General features: G+C 65.8%; 21 protein-coding genes. 12 read left to right on the top strand and 9 right to left on the bottom strand.

What is annotated here, in order from left to right:
- Positions 1–119: 119 nt before the first annotated feature.
- The gene (locus tag LR961_RS03055; protein WP_232146949.1) at positions 120–368 is read right to left on the bottom strand and encodes a DUF3297 family protein; all 249 of its coding nucleotides are present in this window, start codon (positions 366–368) and stop codon (positions 120–122) included.
- A 130-nt stretch (positions 369–498) separates the two neighbouring features.
- Here LR961_RS03055 and LR961_RS03060 point away from each other — a divergent pair, with 130 nt between their 5' ends.
- Positions 499–1,041 (top strand): hypothetical protein, encoded by a 543-nt coding sequence (locus LR961_RS03060; RefSeq protein ID WP_232149171.1) that lies wholly within the window; start codon positions 499–501, stop codon positions 1,039–1,041.
- Positions 1,042–1,134: 93 nt separating this feature from the next.
- On the opposite strand, the gene LR961_RS03065 is transcribed toward LR961_RS03060, so the two are convergent.
- The 5 genes from LR961_RS03065 to msrB form a co-directional block, all read right to left on the bottom strand.
- Positions 1,135–1,410, bottom strand: a complete 276-nt coding sequence (locus tag LR961_RS03065; RefSeq protein WP_232146950.1) for a DUF4031 domain-containing protein — start codon at positions 1,408–1,410, stop codon at positions 1,135–1,137.
- A gap of 14 nt (positions 1,411–1,424) precedes the next feature.
- Positions 1,425–1,898 carry a hypothetical protein gene (locus LR961_RS03070; RefSeq protein ID WP_232146951.1) on the bottom strand — a complete coding sequence of 158 codons (474 nt, stop codon included), beginning with the start codon at positions 1,896–1,898 and terminating at the stop codon, positions 1,425–1,427.
- A gap of 378 nt (positions 1,899–2,276) precedes the next feature.
- Positions 2,277–3,206 carry a flagellar motor protein MotB gene (gene motB / locus LR961_RS03075; RefSeq protein ID WP_232146952.1) on the bottom strand — a complete coding sequence of 310 codons (930 nt, stop codon included), beginning with the start codon at positions 3,204–3,206 and terminating at the stop codon, positions 2,277–2,279.
- A 10-nt stretch (positions 3,207–3,216) separates the two neighbouring features.
- A complete protein-coding gene (gene motA, locus LR961_RS03080) occupies positions 3,217–4,071 on the bottom strand; it encodes a flagellar motor stator protein MotA (RefSeq protein ID WP_232146953.1) in 855 nt (284 codons plus the stop codon).
- Between the two features lie 456 nt (positions 4,072–4,527).
- The gene (gene msrB / locus LR961_RS03085; RefSeq protein ID WP_232146954.1) at positions 4,528–4,995 is read right to left on the bottom strand and encodes a peptide-methionine (R)-S-oxide reductase MsrB; all 468 of its coding nucleotides are present in this window, start codon (positions 4,993–4,995) and stop codon (positions 4,528–4,530) included.
- Between the two features lie 124 nt (positions 4,996–5,119).
- On the opposite strand from msrB, the gene LR961_RS03090 reads away from it, so the two are divergent.
- Entirely contained in the window at positions 5,120–5,575 is a 456-nt protein-coding gene (locus LR961_RS03090; protein ID WP_232146955.1) for a classical arabinogalactan protein 4, read from the top strand.
- 237 nt (positions 5,576–5,812) lie between these two features.
- On the opposite strand, the gene LR961_RS03095 is transcribed toward LR961_RS03090, so the two are convergent.
- A complete protein-coding gene (locus LR961_RS03095) occupies positions 5,813–6,292 on the bottom strand; it encodes a winged helix-turn-helix transcriptional regulator (protein WP_232146956.1) in 480 nt (159 codons plus the stop codon).
- Between the two features lie 148 nt (positions 6,293–6,440).
- Between LR961_RS03095 and LR961_RS03100 the strand changes: the two genes are divergently transcribed.
- The gene (locus LR961_RS03100; RefSeq protein ID WP_232146957.1) at positions 6,441–7,706 is read left to right on the top strand and encodes a D-amino acid dehydrogenase; all 1,266 of its coding nucleotides are present in this window, start codon (positions 6,441–6,443) and stop codon (positions 7,704–7,706) included.
- On the top strand, positions 7,706–8,776 hold the full coding sequence (gene alr, locus LR961_RS03105) for an alanine racemase (RefSeq protein WP_232146958.1): 1,071 nt from the start codon (positions 7,706–7,708) through the stop codon (positions 8,774–8,776). The genes LR961_RS03100 and alr overlap by 1 nt, the downstream gene beginning before the upstream one ends.
- Positions 8,777–9,026: 250 nt before the next feature.
- On the opposite strand, the gene LR961_RS03110 is transcribed toward alr, so the two are convergent.
- Complete coding sequence (locus LR961_RS03110) at positions 9,027–9,596, bottom strand: DUF3016 domain-containing protein (RefSeq protein WP_232146959.1); 570 nt, start codon at positions 9,594–9,596, stop codon at positions 9,027–9,029.
- 186 nt (positions 9,597–9,782) lie between these two features.
- Between LR961_RS03110 and LR961_RS03115 the strand changes: the two genes are divergently transcribed.
- From LR961_RS03115 to LR961_RS03135, 5 genes are all read left to right on the top strand, one after another.
- A complete protein-coding gene (locus tag LR961_RS03115) occupies positions 9,783–11,798 on the top strand; it encodes a PAS domain-containing hybrid sensor histidine kinase/response regulator (RefSeq protein WP_269670537.1) in 2,016 nt (671 codons plus the stop codon).
- A 69-nt stretch (positions 11,799–11,867) separates the two neighbouring features.
- Entirely contained in the window at positions 11,868–12,152 is a 285-nt protein-coding gene (locus tag LR961_RS03120; RefSeq protein ID WP_232146960.1) for a DUF3247 family protein, read from the top strand.
- Between the two features lie 179 nt (positions 12,153–12,331).
- Positions 12,332–13,387, top strand: a complete 1,056-nt coding sequence (locus LR961_RS03125; RefSeq protein ID WP_232146961.1) for a class I SAM-dependent methyltransferase — start codon at positions 12,332–12,334, stop codon at positions 13,385–13,387.
- A complete protein-coding gene (locus tag LR961_RS03130) occupies positions 13,384–14,085 on the top strand; it encodes a pseudouridine synthase (RefSeq protein ID WP_232146962.1) in 702 nt (233 codons plus the stop codon). The genes LR961_RS03125 and LR961_RS03130 overlap by 4 nt, the downstream gene beginning before the upstream one ends.
- Complete coding sequence (locus LR961_RS03135; RefSeq protein ID WP_232146963.1) at positions 14,082–14,774, top strand: HAD family phosphatase; 693 nt, start codon at positions 14,082–14,084, stop codon at positions 14,772–14,774. The genes LR961_RS03130 and LR961_RS03135 overlap by 4 nt, the downstream gene beginning before the upstream one ends.
- A gap of 517 nt (positions 14,775–15,291) precedes the next feature.
- On the opposite strand, the gene LR961_RS03140 is transcribed toward LR961_RS03135, so the two are convergent.
- Complete coding sequence (locus LR961_RS03140) at positions 15,292–15,858, bottom strand: DUF1415 domain-containing protein (RefSeq protein ID WP_232146964.1); 567 nt, start codon at positions 15,856–15,858, stop codon at positions 15,292–15,294.
- 205 nt (positions 15,859–16,063) lie between these two features.
- Between LR961_RS03140 and LR961_RS03145 the strand changes: the two genes are divergently transcribed.
- The 3 genes from LR961_RS03145 (at position 16,064) to LR961_RS03155 (ending at position 19,859) form a co-directional block, all read left to right on the top strand.
- Entirely contained in the window at positions 16,064–17,545 is a 1,482-nt protein-coding gene (locus tag LR961_RS03145; protein WP_269670538.1) for a benzaldehyde dehydrogenase, read from the top strand.
- Between the two features lie 13 nt (positions 17,546–17,558).
- Entirely contained in the window at positions 17,559–18,680 is a 1,122-nt protein-coding gene (locus LR961_RS03150) for an NAD(P)-dependent alcohol dehydrogenase (protein ID WP_232146965.1), read from the top strand.
- Positions 18,681–18,752: 72 nt separating this feature from the next.
- Positions 18,753–19,859, top strand: a complete 1,107-nt coding sequence (locus LR961_RS03155) for a helix-turn-helix domain-containing protein (RefSeq protein ID WP_232146966.1) — start codon at positions 18,753–18,755, stop codon at positions 19,857–19,859.
- Positions 19,860–19,867 lie beyond the last annotated feature (8 nt).

A 19,867-nucleotide genomic window follows, 5' to 3' on the forward strand; every position in this document is an offset into this window, starting at 1 on the left:
CGCTCCGCGCCCCGGCCCTTGCGCCAGCGCAGGGGCGCTCAGCAGGCTGCGAACCAAGGGTTCGCAAGCAAGCCCGCATCGCCCCGTAAACGGGAGAGGGGTTGGGGTGAGGGCCGCTCTCAGGCGTTCTTCAACTCAAGAAAATACGGTTCCACCGCGCCCTTGATCTTCAGGGTCATCGGGTTGCCACGGCGGTCGCGGGCCTTGCCGGCCTGCACGCGGATCCAGCCTTCGCTGACCGAGTATTCCTCCACGTCATCGCGCTCGATGCCGTTGAAGCGGACGCCAACGCCACGCTCGAGGGCGGCGGCATCATGGAACGGGCTGGCCGGATTGACCGCCAGGTGATCGGGAGGGGTATCGCTCATCTTCATCGTGGATTGAGGGCCACCGTGGCCTTCTTCTGCCGCACAGGATACCCGCTGCGACCGGCCGACGACTTCCGCTGCTGGTCCGGCGGGGGCAGAATGCGCGGCAAACATGCAGTGGAAGACCCAGATGCCCGACAACAGCGCCGATTACGAAGACTCCGACGAACTGCAGCCCACCTTCGACGAGGACGACCATCCGGCGCGGGTCTGGAACCTGCTGTGGCTGATCAATCCGGGCGACGAGGACGCGGCGTTGCAGCAGTTCGACGCCTGGCGTGAAGCGCGCGCCGGAGCCGAGGACGATTTCACGGATGAGAGCTGGTTGTGGGACCTGAAGGACGCCATCGACTGGCGTGCTGGTTTCTACGTGGACTGGAAAGACACCGATTCGTTCGTCTCGGCGATTGAGGAACTGGCGGCGCGCTGGAACCTGGGTATCGACTGGGGCGGCGATCTGGATGACGAGGATTTCGCCGAAGACCTCGACGTGGCAGCGTTGATGAGCACCGCGTACGACAAGCTGCGCGAGCATGGCTATTCGGTGTGGAACTGGAACACCGGCGGCGACGCCTATGCCGGCTGGATCGCGCTCAGCCGCGATGACGAGGCGATGCTGGCACTGTGCTCGTTGCTGGGCGTGGAAGTGCGGCCGGGCAGCGACCCGTTCTGATCATTGTCCCTTTGTAGAGCGCAGCCATGCTGCGCTGGGACACTTCCGGTAAAGCTTCTGCCGAGCATGGCTCGGCACTACCGGAGTGCGGTCTTACGGCAGGTACAGCGCCCGTGCATTGGCGATGACCCGGCGCATCAGGGCGCGGTCGGTGTGCCGCGAAATCGCCTGCGCGCCCAGCGCGATGGCCTGCTCGCGCAGCGGTGCCGGCACGTCGTAGTGCACGCCGCTGGGGCGGTTCTGGAACGCGCGGCGTGGAATCCCGAGCTGCTGTGCCAAGGCATGCAGCTCGGGCAGGGTGTCGGCCATCAGATGCGCCCAGCGCTCGCCGCGCCAGGGATGTACCGCATCGTCGATATAGACCGTCACTGCAAGCTCGTGGCTCAGGCCTTGGGCTTGTCGTCGGCGTCGGCAGCCACGTCGGCAGCCGGTGCTTCGTCAGCGGCTTCTGCCACTTCGACCGCTTCCTCGCCATCCACGCCCTCGAACTCGGCGACCAGACCGGCCAGGTAGTCGTCGGCGGTCTTGCCTTCGTCGGCAGCCAGGTCGTCGATCATCTGCTGCAGCTGGCCGGAGTACTCCAGGCTGACCTTGCGGCCTTCCTTCTCCTGCACGTTGGCCAGGTGCTTGAGCATGGCCAGCATCGGCACCGGGTTGTCGGCGTTGCCCATGGTCTGGCCGCCGATGGCCAGCAGCCATTCATTGCCCTGCATGCCGATGGCGGCGACCACCTGGCCTTCTTCGTTGACCAGCACGGCGTGGTTTTCCACCGGCTGCTGGGCGTTCAGGCGGGCGAACGGACGGCGCGGGGCCTGCTTCTTGCGCTTGTCGCGCTTGGCTTTGGAAAGCTTGGACATGGTGCTCGGCAATAAGGGGAAACCAGCGGCCATTGTAGGCGCCTGGGCCGTTGCTGGCCTCTTCCTTGGGTCTTGTGCCGGGGAGCGGCTGGTTTTCCGTTGAGGCCAGAAGCCAAGGCGTCACCCCTCCCCAGCCCTCCCCTCCGCCTGCGGCGCAAGGGAGGGGGCGGTTCGTGCAGCTCGGATCAGGTCCCAGCGAAACCAAGCGTCTGCCCCTCCCCTGCGCCGCAGGCGGAGGGGAGGGAGTGGTTCGTGCAGCTCGGATCAGGTCTCAGCGAAACCAAGCTTCTGCCCCCTCCCTTGCGCCGCAGGCGGAGGGGAGGGCTGGGGAGGGGTAGCTTTCCGCCTCCGGCTCGCAAGCCTGCGTTACAACGACCGTCAGTCGGCAGCCGTCGGCACCGCTGCCGGCTCGGCAGCGGTTGGCAGCACCGGCAACGAATCGGTCTCGTTCAACGCCGCCGCTTCGGCGTCCTTGGTCATCACCACGATGCTGATGCGGCGATTGATCGGGTTCTGCGGATTGGTCTTGTCGAACAGCACCGATGAGGACAACCCGACCACGCGCGCCACTTTGGCCTCGTCCATGCCGCCTTCCAGCAGGGTGCGGCGTGCGGCATTGGCGCGGTCGGCACTGAGCTCCCAGTTGCCGTAGCCCAGCTGCGTGGAATAGGCGGTGGTATCGGTGTGGCCGGTGATGCTGATGCGGTTGGGCACCTGGTTGATGAAGTGCGACAGTTCCACCAGGATCGCCTGGGTGTAGGTCATCAGGCGCGCGCTGCCCAGGTCGAACATCGGCCGGTTCTGCTTGTCCACGATCTGGATGCGCAGGCCTTCGGGGGTGATGTCCAGGAGCAGCTGGTCCTTGAACGGCTCCAGTGCCTGGCTCTTGCTGATGGCTTCCTGCAACTCCTGCTTCAACGCTTCCAGCCGCTGTTTCTCGCGTTCGCGTTCCTGCACCGGCGTGGGTACGGCTTCCTGCTGGTTCTGGAAGGGGTCATTGCTGTTGCCGCGCGAGACATCGGTAGCGCCACCGAGCTTGATCATCGAGGTGCTGGCACCGCCGGGGCCGGCCATGCCCGGTGCCGGCGTGCTGCTGGTGCCGCTCAGCGGGCTGGGGTTGCGGAAGTAGTCGGAGATGGCCGCGCGCTCGGGCTTGGTGGTGGCCGCCAGCAGCCACATCACCATGAAAAAGGCCATCATCGCGGTGACGAAGTCAGCGTAGGCCACCTTCCACGAACCGCCGTGGTGGCCGCCTTTCTGCACCTTCTTTACCCGGCGAACGATCACCGTAGGCTTGTTCTCGCTCATGGCGTGCGCCTTACTTGACCGACTTCAGGTGCTGCTCGAACTCGCTGAAACCCGGACGCAGCGCCGAGGGCACGGTCTTGCGCGCGAACTCCAGGGCGATCTTCGGGTTGTAGCCACGCAGGCAGGCCAGCAGTGCGGTCTTGACCGACTCGTAGATGCGCGCGTCCTGTTCGGCGCGGGCTTCCACTGCGGCCGCCAGCGGGCCGATGAAGCCGTAACCCAGCAGGATGCCCAGAAAGGTACCAACCAGTGCGCCGGCCACGTGCGCGCCGACTTCCTTGATGTCACCGCCAATGGAACCCATGGTGATGACGATGCCCAGCACCGCGGCGACGATGCCGAAACCGGGCAATCCATCGGCCACCTTGTTGAGCACGTGGGCCGGTTCCATCGCCTCGTGGTGATGCTTGTCCAGCTCCAGTTCGAGCAGCGGTTCCAGCTCGTGCGGCTCGATGTTGGAGCCGATCATCAAGCGCAGGCAGTCGGTGATGAAGTCCAGCAGGTGGTGGTCGTCCAGCACCTTGGGGTAGTTGGCGAACAGCGCACTTTCCTGTGGGTTTTCGACATGCTCTTCCAGCGCCATGAAGCCTTCGCGGCGTGCCTTGTTGAGCAGTTCGTAGAGCAGGCTGAGCACGTCCAGGTAGTCCTGGCGCTTGTATTGCGGCCCCTTGAAGACACCGACGGTGGCGTTGAGCGTCTGCTTGACGGTTTTGATCGGCGTGCCGATCAGGAACGCACCCAGTGCCGCGCCACCGATGATGACCAGTTCATAGGGTTGCCAGAGCGCGCCCAGACGACCATGCGCACCGACGTAGCCGCCAAGCACGCTGATGATGACGATGAGCAAGCCAACGATGATGAGCATGGAACCGGCATACGAAGTGGGGGTAATCCGTTGTCGGCGCCTGAGGCGGGTTCTGAAGTGTGAACTGGGGTTTTTTACGGCTTGCCGGGTTTGGACGCCCTTTGAAATTCGGCAGGCAAGGTGTTTGGGCTGGGCTGGCGGGTTGTTGGCGGCCAGGCCGGCATGGAAGGGGCGTTGCCAGCTGGCGGGAAATCACGACCGGCTTCAAGTCTGAAATGAGAACCCCGTTCTCCGATCGCGAAGGCGGCATCCCTTCCTTCTCCCGCGCGGGAGAAGGTGGCGCGCAGCGCCGGATGAGGGGGCTTTGGTTTCAGCGCACAGGTCGCCCTCATCTGCCTGTCGGTTTCTTCTCCCGCAGCGGGAGAAGAGTCAGCGTCCTGTCTTGGTTGCAGGAAGGGGTGCCACGAACGGTGATGCCGGGCCAGCGAGCAGGCGGGCGCTATGACGGGCAAGCGTTCACCCGGCGGGCAGGGCTTCCGCGTCGCCGCGCTGCAGCGGGTTGGGGTAGTTCTCGCCCAGGCCGACGAATCCCAGCGATACGGAGTTCAAACAGTGTCGCTCGAACGTCGGCGGCGGGCCGTCCGGGAACACATGGCCAAGATGGCTGCCGCAACGGGCGCAGACGATCTCGGTGCGCACCATGCCGTGGCTGGTGTCGCGGATCTCGGTTACATGTGCCGGGTCGAACGGGGCGAAGAAGCTTGGCCAACCCGTGCTCGAATCGAATTTGGCGCTGGAACGGAACAGCGGCAGCGCGCACAACCGGCAGCAGTAGACGCCTTCGCGCTTGTTGTCCAGGAATACGCCGCAGAACGGTGCTTCGGTGCCGTGGTGCAGGAGTACGCGCTTTTCTTCGTCGTCCAGGCCTGCGATCAGCGCATCGCGCTGGGCGGCGGTGGGTGGGGTGAGGTCGAAAGCGGTCATGGCGGGGGATCCATAGGGCAGGCGGTCATGGTAGGCCGATGCGCGGGTGGCTCCAATGGCTTGCATTCACCGCTGCGCCAGCCGGTCGATCACATACTGGCCAGCAACTGGCAGGGGCGTGACGATGAAACTGAATGTAATCGTGTGGTTGTTGGCGCTGTCGCCATCGCTGGCGTTGGCGCAGCTGTCTTCGCCCACGGCAACACGCGCTGCCAGTCAGTCTTCGCCAACCGCGACACGGCAGGCCAGCCCACCACCACCCACCGAGACACGGCCGGTTACCGTGCCGCCGGTGAGCACGCCTACGGACGAGGCGTCCCGCCAGGCCGCCGAAAATGCGCGCGTGCGTGAGCGCCTGAAGAATCCGGCGCTGGGTACGCCGCCGGCCAAGCGCAGGCCGATCACTCCGCCGCAGACGACGCGCCCGATCTACAACAGCGCCGGCCAGCGCATGAACGGCATGCGCCAGGTCACTCCGAACCGGGTGATGGATACGCGTACCGGCCGTTACTACAACACCGTGCCCAGCGGTGATGGCCAGCGGATCGTGCCGCCGCCAGCTGCGGCGCGAGGGAAGTAGCGGTAGCGACGTCAACGTCAACTGCACCCCTCCCCAGCCCTCCCCTTCGCTGCGCGAAAGGGAGGGAGCGGGTCTAGCGATTTGTCAGGTTCCGGCGATCCGTCAGATTGCAGCAACGCCGCTTCTGCCCCCTCCCTTTCGCGTAGCGAAGGGGAGGGCTGGGGAGGGGGGCCGTGGGCAGAGGGATTCGGATTCACCAATCCCGGAAGCCGCCCGCATTTGCAAATCCCCAATCCCCTACTCATCAATCGGCAACGACAAGGTCTCCTTCACCTCTTCCATCACGATGTAGCTCTTGGACTCGCGCACATGCGGCATGGTCAGCAAGGTGCTGCCGAGCAGCTTGCGGTAGGAGGCCATCTCGTTGATGCGGGCCTTGAGCAGGTAGTCGAAGTCGCCCGATACCAGGTGGCACTCCAGCACGTTGGGCAGTTTCAACGCGGCGCGGCGGAACTCCTCAAAGATGTCGCCGGACTTGTAGGCCAGGCTGATCTCCACGAACACCAGCAGGCTGGCTTTCACGAACTGTGGATCGAGCCGGGCGTAGTAGCCGGTGATGACCCCCTCGCGTTCGAGCCGGCGCACGCGGTCGGTGCAGGGCGTGGTGGACAGGCCCACCCGTTCGCCCAGTTCGGTGAAGGAGATGCGCCCTTCCTGCTGCAGGATACGCAGGATCTTGCGGTCGATCTTGTCCAGTTCGCGGCTGCGGGTGGCCATGGCGCTCTGCTTTTGATGAACGAAACGGGAAATTACTCTGTATTCGCAATTCAATACAGAAGAAAACACTGGTCAAGCGTGAATATACTGCGCCGTTTCCAGTCTCTGGCCGCTGTGGCGCAGGGAATGATGGGGTCAGGAGAAGACAATGCGCGTTCTGGTGCTCGGCAGCGGTGTGATCGGTACGACCAGTGCCTGGTATCTGCGGCAGGCCGGCCATGAAGTCACCGTGGTGGATCGGCAGCCGGCACCGGCGCTGGAAACCAGCTTTGCCAACGCCGGGCAGCTCTCGTTCGGCTACACCTCGCCGTGGGCCGCCCCGGGCGTGCCGCTGAAGGCCATCAAGTGGCTGTTCGAGGAGCACGCGCCGCTGGCCATCCGCCCGACCGCCGATCTCAACCAGTACCGCTGGCTGTGGCAGATGCTGCGCAACTGCACCTCGGCCCGTTACGCGGTGAACAAGGCGCGCATGGTGCGCGTGTCCGACTACAGCCGCGACTGCATCAACGAGCTGCGCGCGGCTACCGGCATCAATTACGAAGGCCGCCAGCTGGGTACCACCCAGTTGTTCCGCACCCAGCAACAGCTCGACGCCGCCGCCCAGGACATCGAAGTGCTGCGCCAGTACGGCGTGCCTTACGAAGTGCTGGATCGCCAGGGCATCGCCCGGGTCGAGCCGGCGCTGGCCGGCAAGACCGGCATGCTGGTCGGCGCGCTGCGCCTGCCCGAGGACCAGACCGGCGACTGCCAGCTGTTCACCGAGCGCCTGGCCACGCTGGCCGCAGAAGCCGGCGTGGAGTTCCGTTTCGACCAGCACATCACCGCGATCCAGCGCGATGGCGACCGCATCACCGGCGTGTACATCAACGGCAAGCTGGAGACCGCCGACCAGTACGTGCTGGCGCTGGGCAGCTATTCGCCGCAGCTGGTGGCACCGCTGGGCATGCATCTGCCGGTGTATCCGCTGAAGGGTTACTCGCTGACCCTGCCGATCACCAACGGCGCGATGGCGCCGACCTCAACCATCCTGGACGAGAGCTACAAGATCGCCGTGACCCGCTTCGAGGACCGAATCCGCGTCGGCGGCATGGCCGAAGTGGCCGGCTTTGACCTGTCACTGGCACAGCGCCGTCGCGCCACGCTGGAGAAGGTGGTCAACGACCTCTACCCGGATGGCGGCGACCTGTCCAAGGCCACGTTCTGGACCGGCCTGCGCCCGGCCACGCCGGATGGCACCCCGGTGATCGGCGCAACGCCGTACCGCAACCTGTTCCTCAACACCGGCCACGGCACCCTGGGCTGGACCATGGCCGCCGGCTCGGGCCGTTACCTGGCCGACCTGATGAGCGGCAAGAAGCCGCAGATCAGCAGTGAAGGCCTGGATATCTTCCGTTACGGCAAGGGGCAGCACTGATGCGCCCGGCACAGGCATTGATCGACCTGGAGGCGCTGCGCCACAACTACCGCCTGGCCCGCCAGCTCGGCGGCGGCAAGGCGCTGGCGATCATCAAGGCCGATGCCTACGGGCATGGCGCGGTGGCCTGCGCGCGCGCGCTGCAGGACGAAGCCGATGGTTTCGGTGTGGCCTGCATCGAGGAAGGGCTGGAGCTGCGTCAGGCTGGCATCCGTGGCCCGATCCTGCTGATGGAAGGCTTTTTCGACGCGGCCGAGCTGCCGCTGATCGTTGAACATGATTTCTGGACCGTGGTGTCCTCGCGCTGGCAGCTGGAGGCAGTGGAAGCGTTCAAGACCGACGCCACGCTGCGCATCTGGCTGAAGCTGGACAGCGGCATGCACCGGCTGGGTTTGTCGGTGGAAGAGTTCCGCGATGCGCATGCGCGTTTGAGCGCGCTGCCCAACGTCGCCCCGCTGGTGCTGATGACCCACCTGGCCCGTGCCGACGAACTGGACAGCAACCGCACCCGCGAACAGCTGGACGTGTTCAACCGCGCGATCGAAGGTCTGGCCGGCGAAACCAGCTTGTGCAATTCGCCGGCACTGCTGGGTTGGCCGGACGTGCGCAGCGACTGGGTGCGTCCCGGCTTGATGCTGTACGGTGCCGATCCGCTGTACCCGCAACCGAGCCCGCACGCCGACCAGCTGCGCCCGGTGATGACCCTGCAATCGCGGGTGATCGCAGTGCGCGAACTGGCCGTTGGCGAACCGCTGGGTTACGGCGCGCGTTTCGTCGCTGAAGTTCCCACGCGCGTGGGCGTGGTGGCCATGGGCTACGCCGATGGCTACCCGCAGTTCGCGCCGAATGGCACACCGGTGCTGATCGATGGCGTGCCGGGACGGCTGATCGGCCGCGTGTCGATGGACATGCTGACCGTGGACCTCACCGATCATCCGCAAGCCGGGCACGGCAGCATCGTACAGCTGTGGGGCAACGCACCGACCATTTCGGAGTTGGCGCCGCGCTGTAATACGAGCGCGTACCGCCTGCCGTGCAGCCTCAAGCGCACCCCGCGGGTGTATGTCTGACGGGGATTGGTGATTCGTAGAAGCGGTGCCTGCAGAGTTCTGTAGGAGCGGCTTCAGCCGCGAAGCCACTGCTCGCTCAGACGCAGACGCAGTTCGTCATCCGGGAATCTGCAATTGCCAGCTCCAGTTGCAGTGAGGCAACGCCAGCTTCGCGGCTGAAGCCGCTCCTACAAAAGCGGGGTCTGGCCTCGCGCCGAAACAGAAAGGGCCGCTATGCGGCCCTTTCTGCTTTCTTGCTGCTGCTTCCGAATCACAACCCGGCAGTCTTGCGCTCGTCCTTCAGTTCGCGGCGCAGCCAGTCATCGAGCAGGCGCTTTTCGTAGCGCAGCGGGTCGGTGTTGCTGGGCAGGCTGCTGTTGAACAGATAGCCGTTGTCCACCAGCTTGCGCTCGCCCTGGTCGATCACCTGGCCGTTGCTGTCGGTAAGGGTGAACTGCAGGCTGATGCGCGGCGGGTAGATATTGCGCATGAAGCGCACGTCGTTGAAGTTGGGGCCATGCCAAGGCTCATAGTCGCCAGCGCGCTTGATGTCGGTGATGGTGACATCCAGCTTCTGGCCTTCGGGCAACTTCTTGTCGGCCTGCTCGCGCAGGTGTTCGGCCAGCGTCACCACCCAATCGCCACGCTCGGCGTCCCAGCGGTTGCGGCTGCTGCGCAGCTCGGTGAACTGGGCCGGGTCGCTCCACTGCACCTGAACAGGCCCTTCCACGGCGAGCGCACGCGGGGCCTCGGGGTCGACGATGGTGCGCGGTTTGGCGTCAACGTTGCCAATGGCAAGCAGGCAGGCCAAGGCAAGTCCGGTCACGGTCAGGGTCTTCATGGCGAACTCCTCCGGCTGGTTTACTGAGATGAGTGTGCGGCTGTTATCCATACGGAACAATGAACAGCGCTGACAGAACGACGGGGAGTTGCCGGATGGTTCATCATCACATTGCCTGAATCGTTTGCTGCCCAGACTGCCTCCCCCGTTTCGTCAATCCTTTTTGGTTCATTGCCCACCCATACGATGCTGCCGCTCAATAGCGAACCGCTGCTGGCTCCAGTGCCCCAGGTTGATGAAGACCTGGGCAATTCACTGCTGTATCGCGAAGTCTTCGACGCGGTCGGCTCCGGGTTCTGCGTCATCGAGATGGTGTTCGAGGATGGCCGGCCGGTGGATTTCGTGTACCGCAAGGCCAACAGCGCGTTCGAGCGGATCACCGGCCTGGTCGGGGTGAAGGGGCAGCGTGCCAGCCAGGTGCTGCCGAATCTGGACGAGTACTGGTACCGGGTACTGGGTCGGGTTGCCAGCGAAGGGGTGATGGCGCACTTCGAGCGTCAGGCCTGCGATGCAAGGCACTGGTATTCGGTGGAGGCGGTGCGCATTGGTGCTCCCGGCAATCACCGGGTGGCGGTCCTGTTCTTCGACATTTCCGAGCGCAAGCGCATTGAAACCGAGCTGGCCGAAAGCGAGGCCCGTTTCAGCGCGCTGGCCGACGGCCTGCCGATGCCGGTATGGGTGCTGGACGACCTGGGCCACGTGCGCTTCGCCAACACCGCGTTCGCCACCTTCTTCGGCCTGGCCATGGATGCGGACTTGGGGCCGCGCTGGTGGCTGCGCCTGCTGCATCCGGATGAGCTGGCGCCGTTCGAGTACGAGTTGCAGGCGGCCTTGGCCGAGCGCCGCAAACTGCATATCAACGTGCGTGCGCGGCGCCATGACGGGCAGTGGCGGTGGCTGGAAATGAACGCCGAGCCGCGCTTCTCGCCCGATGGCCGCTTCATCGGCCTGGCTGGCAACAGCCCGGACATCACCGAGCGCCGCGAGATCGAAATGGCGCGCGAGGAACTGCTCGATGCCGAGCGCGCAGCGCGCAACATCGCCGAAGGCATGGCGCGGATGAAGGATGAGTTCCTGGCCACGCTGTCGCACGAACTGCGTACACCGCTGACCACCATCCTGGGCTGGAGCGAGCTGCTCCTTCAGCGCATGGAGCCCGGGCATCCGATGCGCAAGGGCATGGAGGTGATCGCCAACAGCGCCATGACCCAGAAACATCTGATGTCGGACATGCTCGACCTGAGCAGCATGCTGCTGGGCAAGGTGCAGTTGGAGGTCGAGGTGCTGGACCTGGCCGAACAGGTGCGCGAGGCCGTGCGCGCGCAGGAACTGGCGGCCGAAGGCAAGGCGCAGACGTTGCGGGTGAGTACCCCGGATCGGCCCTGTCCGGTGCTGGGCGACGCCACCCGATTGCGCCAGGTGCTGTCCAACCTGTTGTCCAACGCGATCAAGTTCACCCCGGTCGAAGGCCACATCGAGGTGGAGCTGTGGCACGAGCCCGGTCGCTACGTGGTGCAGGTCCACGACGATGGCGATGGCATCGCCCCGGAATTCCTGGAGCACCTGTTCAGTCGTTTCAGCCAGGCCGATGGCACCACCACCCGGCGCCATGGCGGACTGGGCCTGGGCCTGGCCATCGTGCAGCAGTTGACCGAGCTGCATGGCGGCACGGTGTCGGCCGAAAGTGCCGGGGCCGGGCAGGGCGCCACGTTCCGGGTCCACCTGCCCGAATTCCAGGTGCAGAAGGCCGCCGGCCGGCCCCGCCGCAAGGTGCAGCGTGGCCCGATCGGCGACCAGGTGGTGACCGCCAATGCCCTGCAGGGGGTGCGCATCCTGGCGGTGGAAGACCAGCCGGACATGCTGGGTTACATCCGCCGCGTGCTCGAAGAACAGGGTGCCTCGGTGGTGACCGCCGGCACTGCGGCCGAAGCGTTGGAACTGCTCGATCTGCGCGGGCATACCGCGTTCGACGTGCTGATCAGCGATATCGGCATGCCGGGGATGGACGGTTACGGGTTGGTGCACACGCTGCGCGAAACCATGGGCGTGAGTGGCGGCGAGCTGCCGGCCGTGGCGGTGACCGCACTGGCGCGGGCCGATGACCGCCGGCGCGCGTTCTCGGCCGGCTTCCAGGGGCATATCGCCAAGCCCTACAGCGTGGCCCAGCTGGTGGGTGCGGTCCGCGACGCCCGCCTGCACTGAATCTTTCTTTGCATGTGATTCACGCGCGGCGGCGCTAATGTGATCCCGGCTCATCCGTGGATCGCCGCCATGGTCCTGTACGCGCCGCACGTTTACACCGATCCGCTCAGGATCGCCCTGCTCGAGACCCTGCTCGGTGAGCTGCCCGGGCAGGCACGGGTACTACTGGTCCTGCAGGATGGCAGTCGCGTTGCCGGCATGGTGACGATGCGCCCGGTGCTGCAGCAGTTCACCGACCCGGAGGAGCACCTGGGGGTGAACGGCACGGTACGCCTGGACGATCTGACGCGGATTTCGCAGCAGCATGTGATCTGGCTGGACAGCGTGCGCGAGGTGCAGCGGTTGTCGGCCTGACGGGGTGCTCGTGAACGGGATGGAGTGCCGGGGAATCCCGGCAATGCGGCCATTCGCCGTGCCGGGGCCCGATCCCGGCCCAGGTGCCCGCCCTGACGGATTCCCCTGCTCAGCTGCCATTTCCGGCCGCATCCGCCCCGCCGGGTAGAATGGCCGGCCCTGTTTGACGAAGTACCGGCATGGCCGCCTCGCACGACGCTCCGCTGGAGACGCTGTTCCTCCCCTTTACCAACGCCGGTCTGCGCTGGCCGCAAGGCCCGGTGTTGTTCCTGCGCGCCCGCGACGGCTGGCCCTTGCGCGAGCATGCCAGCGCCGAGCAGCTGATCTGCGCGCAGAGCTTCCGCCCCTTCGCCGATGCGCTGGAGCGCAGCGGCTGGCAGGTGCGCCAGGAGCAGGCGCTGGAGACCTCCAGCGAACGCTACCCGCTGGTGCTGGTGCTGCCGCCGCGGCAACGTGACGAAGCCCGCGCCCTGTTTGCCCGCGCGCTGGCGATGGTGGCGCCGGGTGGCCAGATCGTGGCCTGCCAGTCCAACAACGAGGGCGCGCGTTCGGGCGAAAGCGACCTGCAGCAGCTGGCCGGGCTCGGCGGCAAGCTGACCAAGAACCATTGCCGCGCCTACTGGACGGCACCGGCCGACGGCAGCCACGACGAGACGCTACGCAAGCGCTGGGCTGCGCTGGATGCATCGCGTCCGATCCTCGATGGCCGCTTCCACAGCCGTCCGGGTGTGTTCGCCTGGGACCGCATCGACCCGGCCTCGGCGCTGCTGGTCGAGCAGTTGCCGGCTGACCTGGCCGGCCGTGGCGCCGACCTGGGCGCCGGTTGGGGCTATCTGACGGCCGAAGTGCTGGCACGTTGCCCCAAGGTCACCGCACTGGATCTGTACGAAGCCGAGTCGCGCGCGCTGGCGCTGGCCCAGCACAACCTTGCCGGCAGCACCGCCAAGCTGGATTTCCGCTGGCAGGACGTCACCGCCGGCATCGATGGCCGCTACGACTTCATCGTTTCCAACCCGCCGTTCCACACCCCGGCACGCGAGGACCGCCCCGACATCGGCCAGCGTTTCATCGCCGTGGCCGCGCAGGCGCTGCGCCCGGGCGGCAAGCTGTTCATGGTCGCCAACCGCCACCTGCCGTACGAACAGATCCTCAACGACAGCTTCGGCCAGGTGCGTGTGGCCGCCGAGCGTGACGGCTTCAAGGTCATCGTCGGCACCCGTGGTGGCCGCGCATGAAGCTGGTCAAGCACATCGCCAACCTGGGCTATGGCAGCCGCAAGCAGGTGCAGGCGATGTTCCGCGAAGGCCGCGTCACCGACGCCGAGGGCGAGGTGCTGTACGCCGATGACAAGGTCGATCACGACGCCATACGCATCGACGGCGAGCCGTTGGACCCTCCGCCGGGCCTGACCCTGATGCTGCACAAGCCGGCCGGCTACACCTGCTCGACCAAGGACCAGGGTCGGCTGATCTACGACCTGCTGCCGCTGCGCTTCCGCGACCGCGCGCCGGTGTTGTCCACGGTGGGCCGGCTGGACCGCGAAACCAGCGGCCTGTTGCTGCTGACCGACGACGGCGTGCTGCTGCACAAGATCATCTCGCCCAAGTCCAAGCTGCCCAAGGTGTACGAAGCGGAACTGGCGCAGGACCTGCGCGGCGACGAAACGGCGCTGTTCGCCAGCGGTACGCTGATGCTGGAATCAGAAAAAACCCCCCTGCTGCCTGCTGAACTGCACGTCCACGACGCACGCCACGCGCAGCTGGTGCTGCATGAAGGCCGCTACCATCAGGTGCGTCGCATGTTTGCCGCCACCGGCAACCACGTGGCCTCCCTGCATCGCAGCCGTATCGGCGGTCTCGGCCTGGATGGGCTGGCCGAAGGGCAATGGCGGATGCTCACCGCCACCGATCTGGAAACCCTGTTCGCTCCATGAATCACCACGCTGCGCTGCCGTTCCTTCCCGACGCCGTCATTTTCGACATGGACGGACTGATGATCGACAGCGAGCGGGTTTCGGTCGCCTGCTGGAGCCAGGTGGCCGAGGAGTTCGGGCTGGCGCTGGAGCGTTCGTTCTTCCTGGGCATGGTCGGTTTCGGTGACCGTGATTGCCGCGCGATGCTGCGCCGGCACGCCCGCGACGATGCGCAGGTCGATGCGATGAGCGAGCGCTGCCACGCGTTGTACGAGGAGCGCACCCACGCCGGCCTGCCATTGCGTCCTGGCATCGTCGAGCTGCTGGAACTGCTCAAAGCGCACGAGATCCCGCGCGCGGTGGCGACGTCCACCCGCCAGCCGCGTGCCGACCGCAAGCTCGACAGCGCCGGACTGCTGCCGTACTTCCACGCGGTGGTGACCAGCAGCGATGTGTCGCGGCCAAAGCCGGAACCGGAAATCTACCTGCTGGCCGCGCAACGCCTGGGCCACGCGCCGGCACGCTGCCTGGCGCTGGAGGATTCACCGGCCGGCATCCGCGCCGCGCTCGGTGCCGGCATGACCGCCATCCAGGTCCCCGACTTGGTGCATCCGGACGAAACGGTGCGCGCGCTGGGCCATCGCATCGTCGGCTCGCTGCACGACGTGCGGCAGCTGTTGTCGCCGTGGCTGGCCAACGCGGAAGCGTAATCACCGCCGCCGCCGCCGCCGTCGTAGGAGCGGCTTCAGCCGCGAAGCGAGCAATCCATCGGCATGCGGAATACCGGAGTGGAGCCGCAACGGGCAAAAGCAGAGCATGCAGTTCTGTAGGAGCGGCGTAAGCCGCGAAGCCACCGTTGCCTCAGGCGCGGATGAAGCCCGTCATCCGACGTTCTGAAATTGCAGACGTTCCTCCTGCGAATGCAACGCCAGCATCGCGGCTTACGCCGCTCCTAGAACAGCCGAGCGCGACTCGGTGCCGATAGAAAACGGTGCAGGCAGTTTCGTAGGAGCGGCTTCAGCCGCGAAGCCATAGTTGCCTCGGGGCGCCGATGAAGCCTGTTATCCGGCGCGCTGCAATTACAGATTTTGCTTCTGCGGATGCAACGCCGGCTTCGCGGCTTACGCCGCTCCTACAACAGCTCGTTGTTACTTCGTGCCAAGAAAAAGAAAAGGGCCGCATTGCGGCCCTTTCTGTTTGGGTCCTGAAAATCCCGAACCCGCAACTTCAATGCGGCTTGTCGCCGGCCAGCAGCTTGTTCCAGCCATCGATGCCGAGCTTGTCCAGCGTCTCGATATTGCGCTCGACAATCACGTCCGGGTCGGGGAAGGCGGCCACTGCACGCTCGACGCTGTCCTCGCGCAGCAGATGCAGGGTGGGGAACGGTGCGCGGTTGGTGTAGTTGCTCACGTCATCGGGTGCGGCGCCGGCGAACTGGTACTCGGGGTGGAAGCTGGCCACCTGCAGGATGCCCTGCAGATCCAGCGCTTCCACCGCCGCGTCGGCGTTGTCGAGGAAGTCGTTGTAATCCAGGAAATCGGTCAACACGTCCGGATGGATGATCAGCGTGGTGTCGATCTGCTCGGCCGGCGTGTCGCGCAGCAGCACCAGTTCCTCGGCCAGCTGTTCCACCAGCGCCTCCGGTGTGGTGGCGTCGCTGAGCACGAAACGCACCTGTTGCTTGACGTATACCGCCTTGGCGAACGGGCACAGGTTCAGCCCGATCACGGCCTTCTCCAGCCAGTTGCGGGTGATGGCGATCGGATCGGAAGTGGGCTGTGAGGAGTCGTTCATGACGGGCCTGGCACTGAGCGGGGGCAGGCGATTGTAGTGGCCCAATGGCATGGGCGTACGCTGCGACGACCAGTGATGCAGGCAACTGTCCAGTAACAGGGCGCCGGAACACGTACCAAACGGCACAGGAACAAGCACTTGGGAGATTGACGTGGGCGGCCAATAGGCAGCGCTCGGTTGCCGGGTATCCAATGCCTGGCAACTGATGCAGGAGTCCAAGGTGATGGCGATACAAGCGTTTCTGCCGGCCGCGGTGTGGTCGGGCAAGCAGTTCGATGGCCAGTGGCGGCCGGGCGCGAGCATTCAGGAAGTGATCGAGCCGGCCACCGGCAAGGCGGTGGGCGCGCTGGCGCTGGCCGGTCCGGAGCAGATCGCACGCTCGGCAGCGGCGGCAGCGGTGGCGCAGCAGGAATGGGGCAACGCGCCGTATGAGGTGCGTGCCCGCGTGCTGCGGCAGGCGGCGGCGTTGGCCGAGACCCATTCCGGGGAGATCAGCGAGTGGCTGGTACGTGAGGGAGGTTCCACCCGCCTCAAGGCCGGCGCTGAACTGAAGGTTGCCACCCGTGCGTTGCACGAGGCCGCCGCGCTTCCGTCGCGTGCGGTGGGCGAAGTGCTGCCATCGGAATCCGGGCGGCTGAGCCTGGCGCGGCGCCGACCGCTGGGCGTGGTCGGGGTGATCTCGCCGTTCAACTTCCCGCTGTACCTGGCGTTGCGCGCGGTGGCGCCGGCGCTGGCGCTGGGCAATGCGGTGGTGCTCAAGCCCGACCCGCGCACCGCGGTGTGCGGTGGTCTGGTGATCGCGCGGCTTTTCGAGCTGGCCGGGTTGCCGGCGGGCGTGCTGCATGTGTTGCCGGGCGACGGTGAGGCCGGTGCAGCGCTGACCAGCGATCCGCATGTGCGGATGATCCAGTTCACCGGTTCCACCAGCGCCGGCCGCAAGGTCGGCGAAGCCGCCGGCAAGCACCTGAAAAAAGTGTCGCTGGAACTGGGCGGCAAGAATTCGTTGATCATCCTCGACGACGCCGACCTGGATCTGGCCGTGGCCAATGCTGCCTGGGGTTCGTACCTGCACCAGGGACAGATCTGCATGGCGACCGGGCGGGTGCTGGTGCAGCGCGGACTGTACCCCCGCTTCGTGGAAAAACTGTCTGAAAAGGCGAAAACCCTGAAGGTGGGTGACCCGGCGCGCGAGGACGTCGCATTGGGTCCATTGATCAACGCAACCCAACGCGACCACGCCGCACGCATCGTCGAAGCAGCGTTGGCCGCCGGTGCCACGCTGGCTGCCGGTGGCAGCTACCGCGAGCTGTTCTTCGAGGCCACGGTGCTGGCGGATGTGGATCGCGAAAACCCCGCATTTCGCGAGGAAATCTTCGGGCCGGTAGCGGTGGTGGTGCCGTTCGACAGCGACGAAGAAGCCGTAGCACTGGCCAACGACACGGTCTACGGTTTGGCGATGGCCATTGTCTCCAGCGACGTAGGACGTGCGCTAAAACTGGGTGAGCGGTTGCACACCGGGCTCCTGCACATCAATGACCAAACGGTAAATGACGAGGTGCTCAATCCGTTCGGCGGTATCGGCGTCTCCGGCAACGGGACCAGCATAGGCGGGCCGGCCAACATCGATGAATTCACCCAATGGCAGTGGCTCACCCTCAAGGGCCAGGCACCCGCCTATCCGCTGTGAGCAGGAGACCGTGATGAACGCGAGCAACGGAGTGCAGGAGATCACCGTGGCGGTGGTGCGCGGCAAGCAGCAACCCTTTCGCATTGAGCAGGCGCGTATCCGCGCCCCGCGCAGCGACGAGGTGCGGGTGCGCGTGGTCGCCACTGGCCTGTGTCATACCGACCTGATCGTGCGTGACCAGTACTACCCGGTGCCGCTGCCAATCGTATTGGGCCACGAAGGCGCTGGCGTGGTGGAAGCTGTCGGCCCGGAAGTGAAAGCGCTGAAGGTGGGCGACCACGTGGTGCTGACCTATGGCGCCTGCGGCCACTGCAATGCCTGCAGCAGCGGCCATGGCGCGTACTGCGACGACTTCTATGCGCACAACTTCGGTGGCGCGGATGTGGACGGCAGCAATGCCATCGAAGACGCCAGCGGGCAGCCACTGCATGACCACTTCTTTGCCCAGTCCTCGTTTGCCACGTTGGCCTTGGCGCGTGAGAACAATGCGGTCAAGGTGCCGGCCGAAGCGCCGCTGGAACTGCTGGGCCCGCTGGGCTGCGGCATCCAGACCGGTGCCGGCGCGGTGATCAACTCGCTCAAGGTCACCGCTGGTAGCCGCTTTGCCGCCTACGGTGCTGGCGCGGTGGGATTGAGCGCGGTGATGGCCGCACGCGTGGCCGGCGCGGCCACCATCATCGCGGTCGATGTGGTGCCTTCGCGGTTGGAGCTGGCGCTGGAACTGGGCGCCACCCATGTCATCAACAGCCGTGAGCAGAACATCGTGGACGCGGTGCATGCGATCAGCGGGGGCGTGGATTTCGCCCTGGAATCCACCGGCCGGGTGGAGGTGCTGGAGCAGGGCATCAGCGCTTTGGCCAAATTGGGCGTGATCGGCGTGGTGGGCGCATCGAAGATGGGCACCCAGGCCAGTTTCGAGATCAATACCTTCCTGATGGGCGGGCGCAGCATCCGTGGCGTGGTCGAGGGCGACAGCGTGCCGCAGGTGTTCATCCCGCAGTTGGTGCAGCTGTATCTGCAAGGGCGCTTCCCGTTCGACAGGCTGGTGAAGTTCTATCGGCTGGATCAGATCAACCAGGCCGCCGAGGACAGCGCCAACGGCATCACCCTCAAACCGATACTGCGGATTGCCTGAGCGGGCGAACCGTACCCGATGCCGCGATCAGAGCCTGCGCGTGATGAGCGCTCAGCGGAAGGAGAAGGTGCAATGGCCGGAACATTGCTGGAACACCAGAAGCTGCTGCAAGCCGCACGGCGAGATTTCGCCGAAGGCGGCCCGCTGCCGCAGCACCTGCTGGCACCACCGTTGCAGCGCTCGTGGGAGCGCTTGCGGCGCAGCGGCATGCAGCCGCGCGAAGCGCCGTTACCGCAACCCCGCCTCAACTGCGTGCCGCAGCTGGAGCACAACGACGACCGTCGTCTCGCACGTTGCGCGCAGTACGACATGGATCAGCTGTGGTCGGCATTCGGTGGTCGCCAATGGACGCTGTTCTGCGTCAATGCCGACGGCTTTATCGTGGCCCAGCGTGAGCACGGTTTGACCGATTCACCGCTGCTGCGGCCCATCCAGGTGGGGCGGCACCTGCGCGAGTCGCATCTGGGTACCACCGCGCCGACCTGCGCGCTTAGCGATGACGTGCCTACGCTGGTGCGTGGCAACGAGCATTACCTGGACCACTTTTCGGCCATGTTCTGCCTGAGCGTGCCGCTGCATGGGCTGGAAGGTGAAGTGCTGGGTGCGCTGGATATCACCGGTACCGGCGCGCGCAGTGGGGAGCTGCTGCTGGACTACTTCCGCCAGGCGGCCTTGTCGGTCGAGAACCGGCTGATGCTGGAATGCCGGCCGTGCCACCTGCTGGGGTTGCAGCACGACGCGCGCTGGTTGAACACGCCGTTCCAGGGCTTGCTGGCGGTCAGCGAGGACGGCCGCATCCACGCCGCCAACCGTGTCGCGCGGCGGCTGCTGGGCTTGCCGCAGCGCGGGCCGTTACCCGGCTTGACCCTTGAGGGCGTTTTTGCCGGAGCCAACATCCATCAGCGGCGACGCCTGTTGCAGCCCGGGCCGGCGCGTCGCATCCGCCTGGCCGAAGACAGCGCCGTGCAGGTGCAGTACCTGCGCGCGCCGGTGCCGCGGCGCGGCAGCGTCTCCGTCCCGACGGCGGCGCGCGAAGCGGCCAAGGGTTCCTTGCGTGCGCAGGGCGTGCAGGCAGTGCGTGACGCGGTGGTCACCTGCAAGGGCAACGTCAGCGCTGCGGCACGCCGGCTCGGCATCTCGCGTACCACGCTGTACCGCAAGCTGCAGCAGGGCGATTGACCCTGCTG

This window comes from Stenotrophomonas sp. SY1 (assembly GCF_021202945.1).
In the GTDB taxonomy this organism is placed as follows: domain Bacteria; phylum Pseudomonadota; class Gammaproteobacteria; order Xanthomonadales; family Xanthomonadaceae; genus Stenotrophomonas.

Coding starts and splice junctions, on each gene's coding strand:
- LR961_RS03055 (WP_232146949.1), bottom strand. CDS start 368: ATGAGCGATACCCCTCCCGATCACCTGGCGGTCAATCCGGCCAGCCCG.
- LR961_RS03060 (WP_232149171.1), top strand. CDS start 499: ATGCCCGACAACAGCGCCGATTACGAAGACTCCGACGAACTGCAGCCC.
- LR961_RS03070 (WP_232146951.1), bottom strand. CDS start 1,898: ATGTCCAAGCTTTCCAAAGCCAAGCGCGACAAGCGCAAGAAGCAGGCC.
- motB (WP_232146952.1), bottom strand. CDS start 3,206: ATGAGCGAGAACAAGCCTACGGTGATCGTTCGCCGGGTAAAGAAGGTG.
- motA (WP_232146953.1), bottom strand. CDS start 4,071: ATGCTCATCATCGTTGGCTTGCTCATCGTCATCATCAGCGTGCTTGGC.
- msrB (WP_232146954.1), bottom strand. CDS start 4,995: ATGACCGCTTTCGACCTCACCCCACCCACCGCCGCCCAGCGCGATGCG.
- LR961_RS03090 (WP_232146955.1), top strand. CDS start 5,120: ATGAAACTGAATGTAATCGTGTGGTTGTTGGCGCTGTCGCCATCGCTG.
- LR961_RS03095 (WP_232146956.1), bottom strand. CDS start 6,292: ATGGCCACCCGCAGCCGCGAACTGGACAAGATCGACCGCAAGATCCTG.
- LR961_RS03100 (WP_232146957.1), top strand. CDS start 6,441: ATGCGCGTTCTGGTGCTCGGCAGCGGTGTGATCGGTACGACCAGTGCC.
- alr (WP_232146958.1), top strand. CDS start 7,706: ATGCGCCCGGCACAGGCATTGATCGACCTGGAGGCGCTGCGCCACAAC.
- LR961_RS03110 (WP_232146959.1), bottom strand. CDS start 9,596: ATGAAGACCCTGACCGTGACCGGACTTGCCTTGGCCTGCCTGCTTGCC.
- LR961_RS03115 (WP_269670537.1), top strand. CDS start 9,783: ATGCTGCCGCTCAATAGCGAACCGCTGCTGGCTCCAGTGCCCCAGGTT.
- LR961_RS03120 (WP_232146960.1), top strand. CDS start 11,868: ATGGTCCTGTACGCGCCGCACGTTTACACCGATCCGCTCAGGATCGCC.
- LR961_RS03125 (WP_232146961.1), top strand. CDS start 12,332: ATGGCCGCCTCGCACGACGCTCCGCTGGAGACGCTGTTCCTCCCCTTT.
- LR961_RS03130 (WP_232146962.1), top strand. CDS start 13,384: ATGAAGCTGGTCAAGCACATCGCCAACCTGGGCTATGGCAGCCGCAAG.
- LR961_RS03135 (WP_232146963.1), top strand. CDS start 14,082: ATGAATCACCACGCTGCGCTGCCGTTCCTTCCCGACGCCGTCATTTTC.
- LR961_RS03140 (WP_232146964.1), bottom strand. CDS start 15,858: ATGAACGACTCCTCACAGCCCACTTCCGATCCGATCGCCATCACCCGC.
- LR961_RS03145 (WP_269670538.1), top strand. CDS start 16,064: ATGCAGGAGTCCAAGGTGATGGCGATACAAGCGTTTCTGCCGGCCGCG.
- LR961_RS03150 (WP_232146965.1), top strand. CDS start 17,559: ATGAACGCGAGCAACGGAGTGCAGGAGATCACCGTGGCGGTGGTGCGC.
- LR961_RS03155 (WP_232146966.1), top strand. CDS start 18,753: ATGGCCGGAACATTGCTGGAACACCAGAAGCTGCTGCAAGCCGCACGG.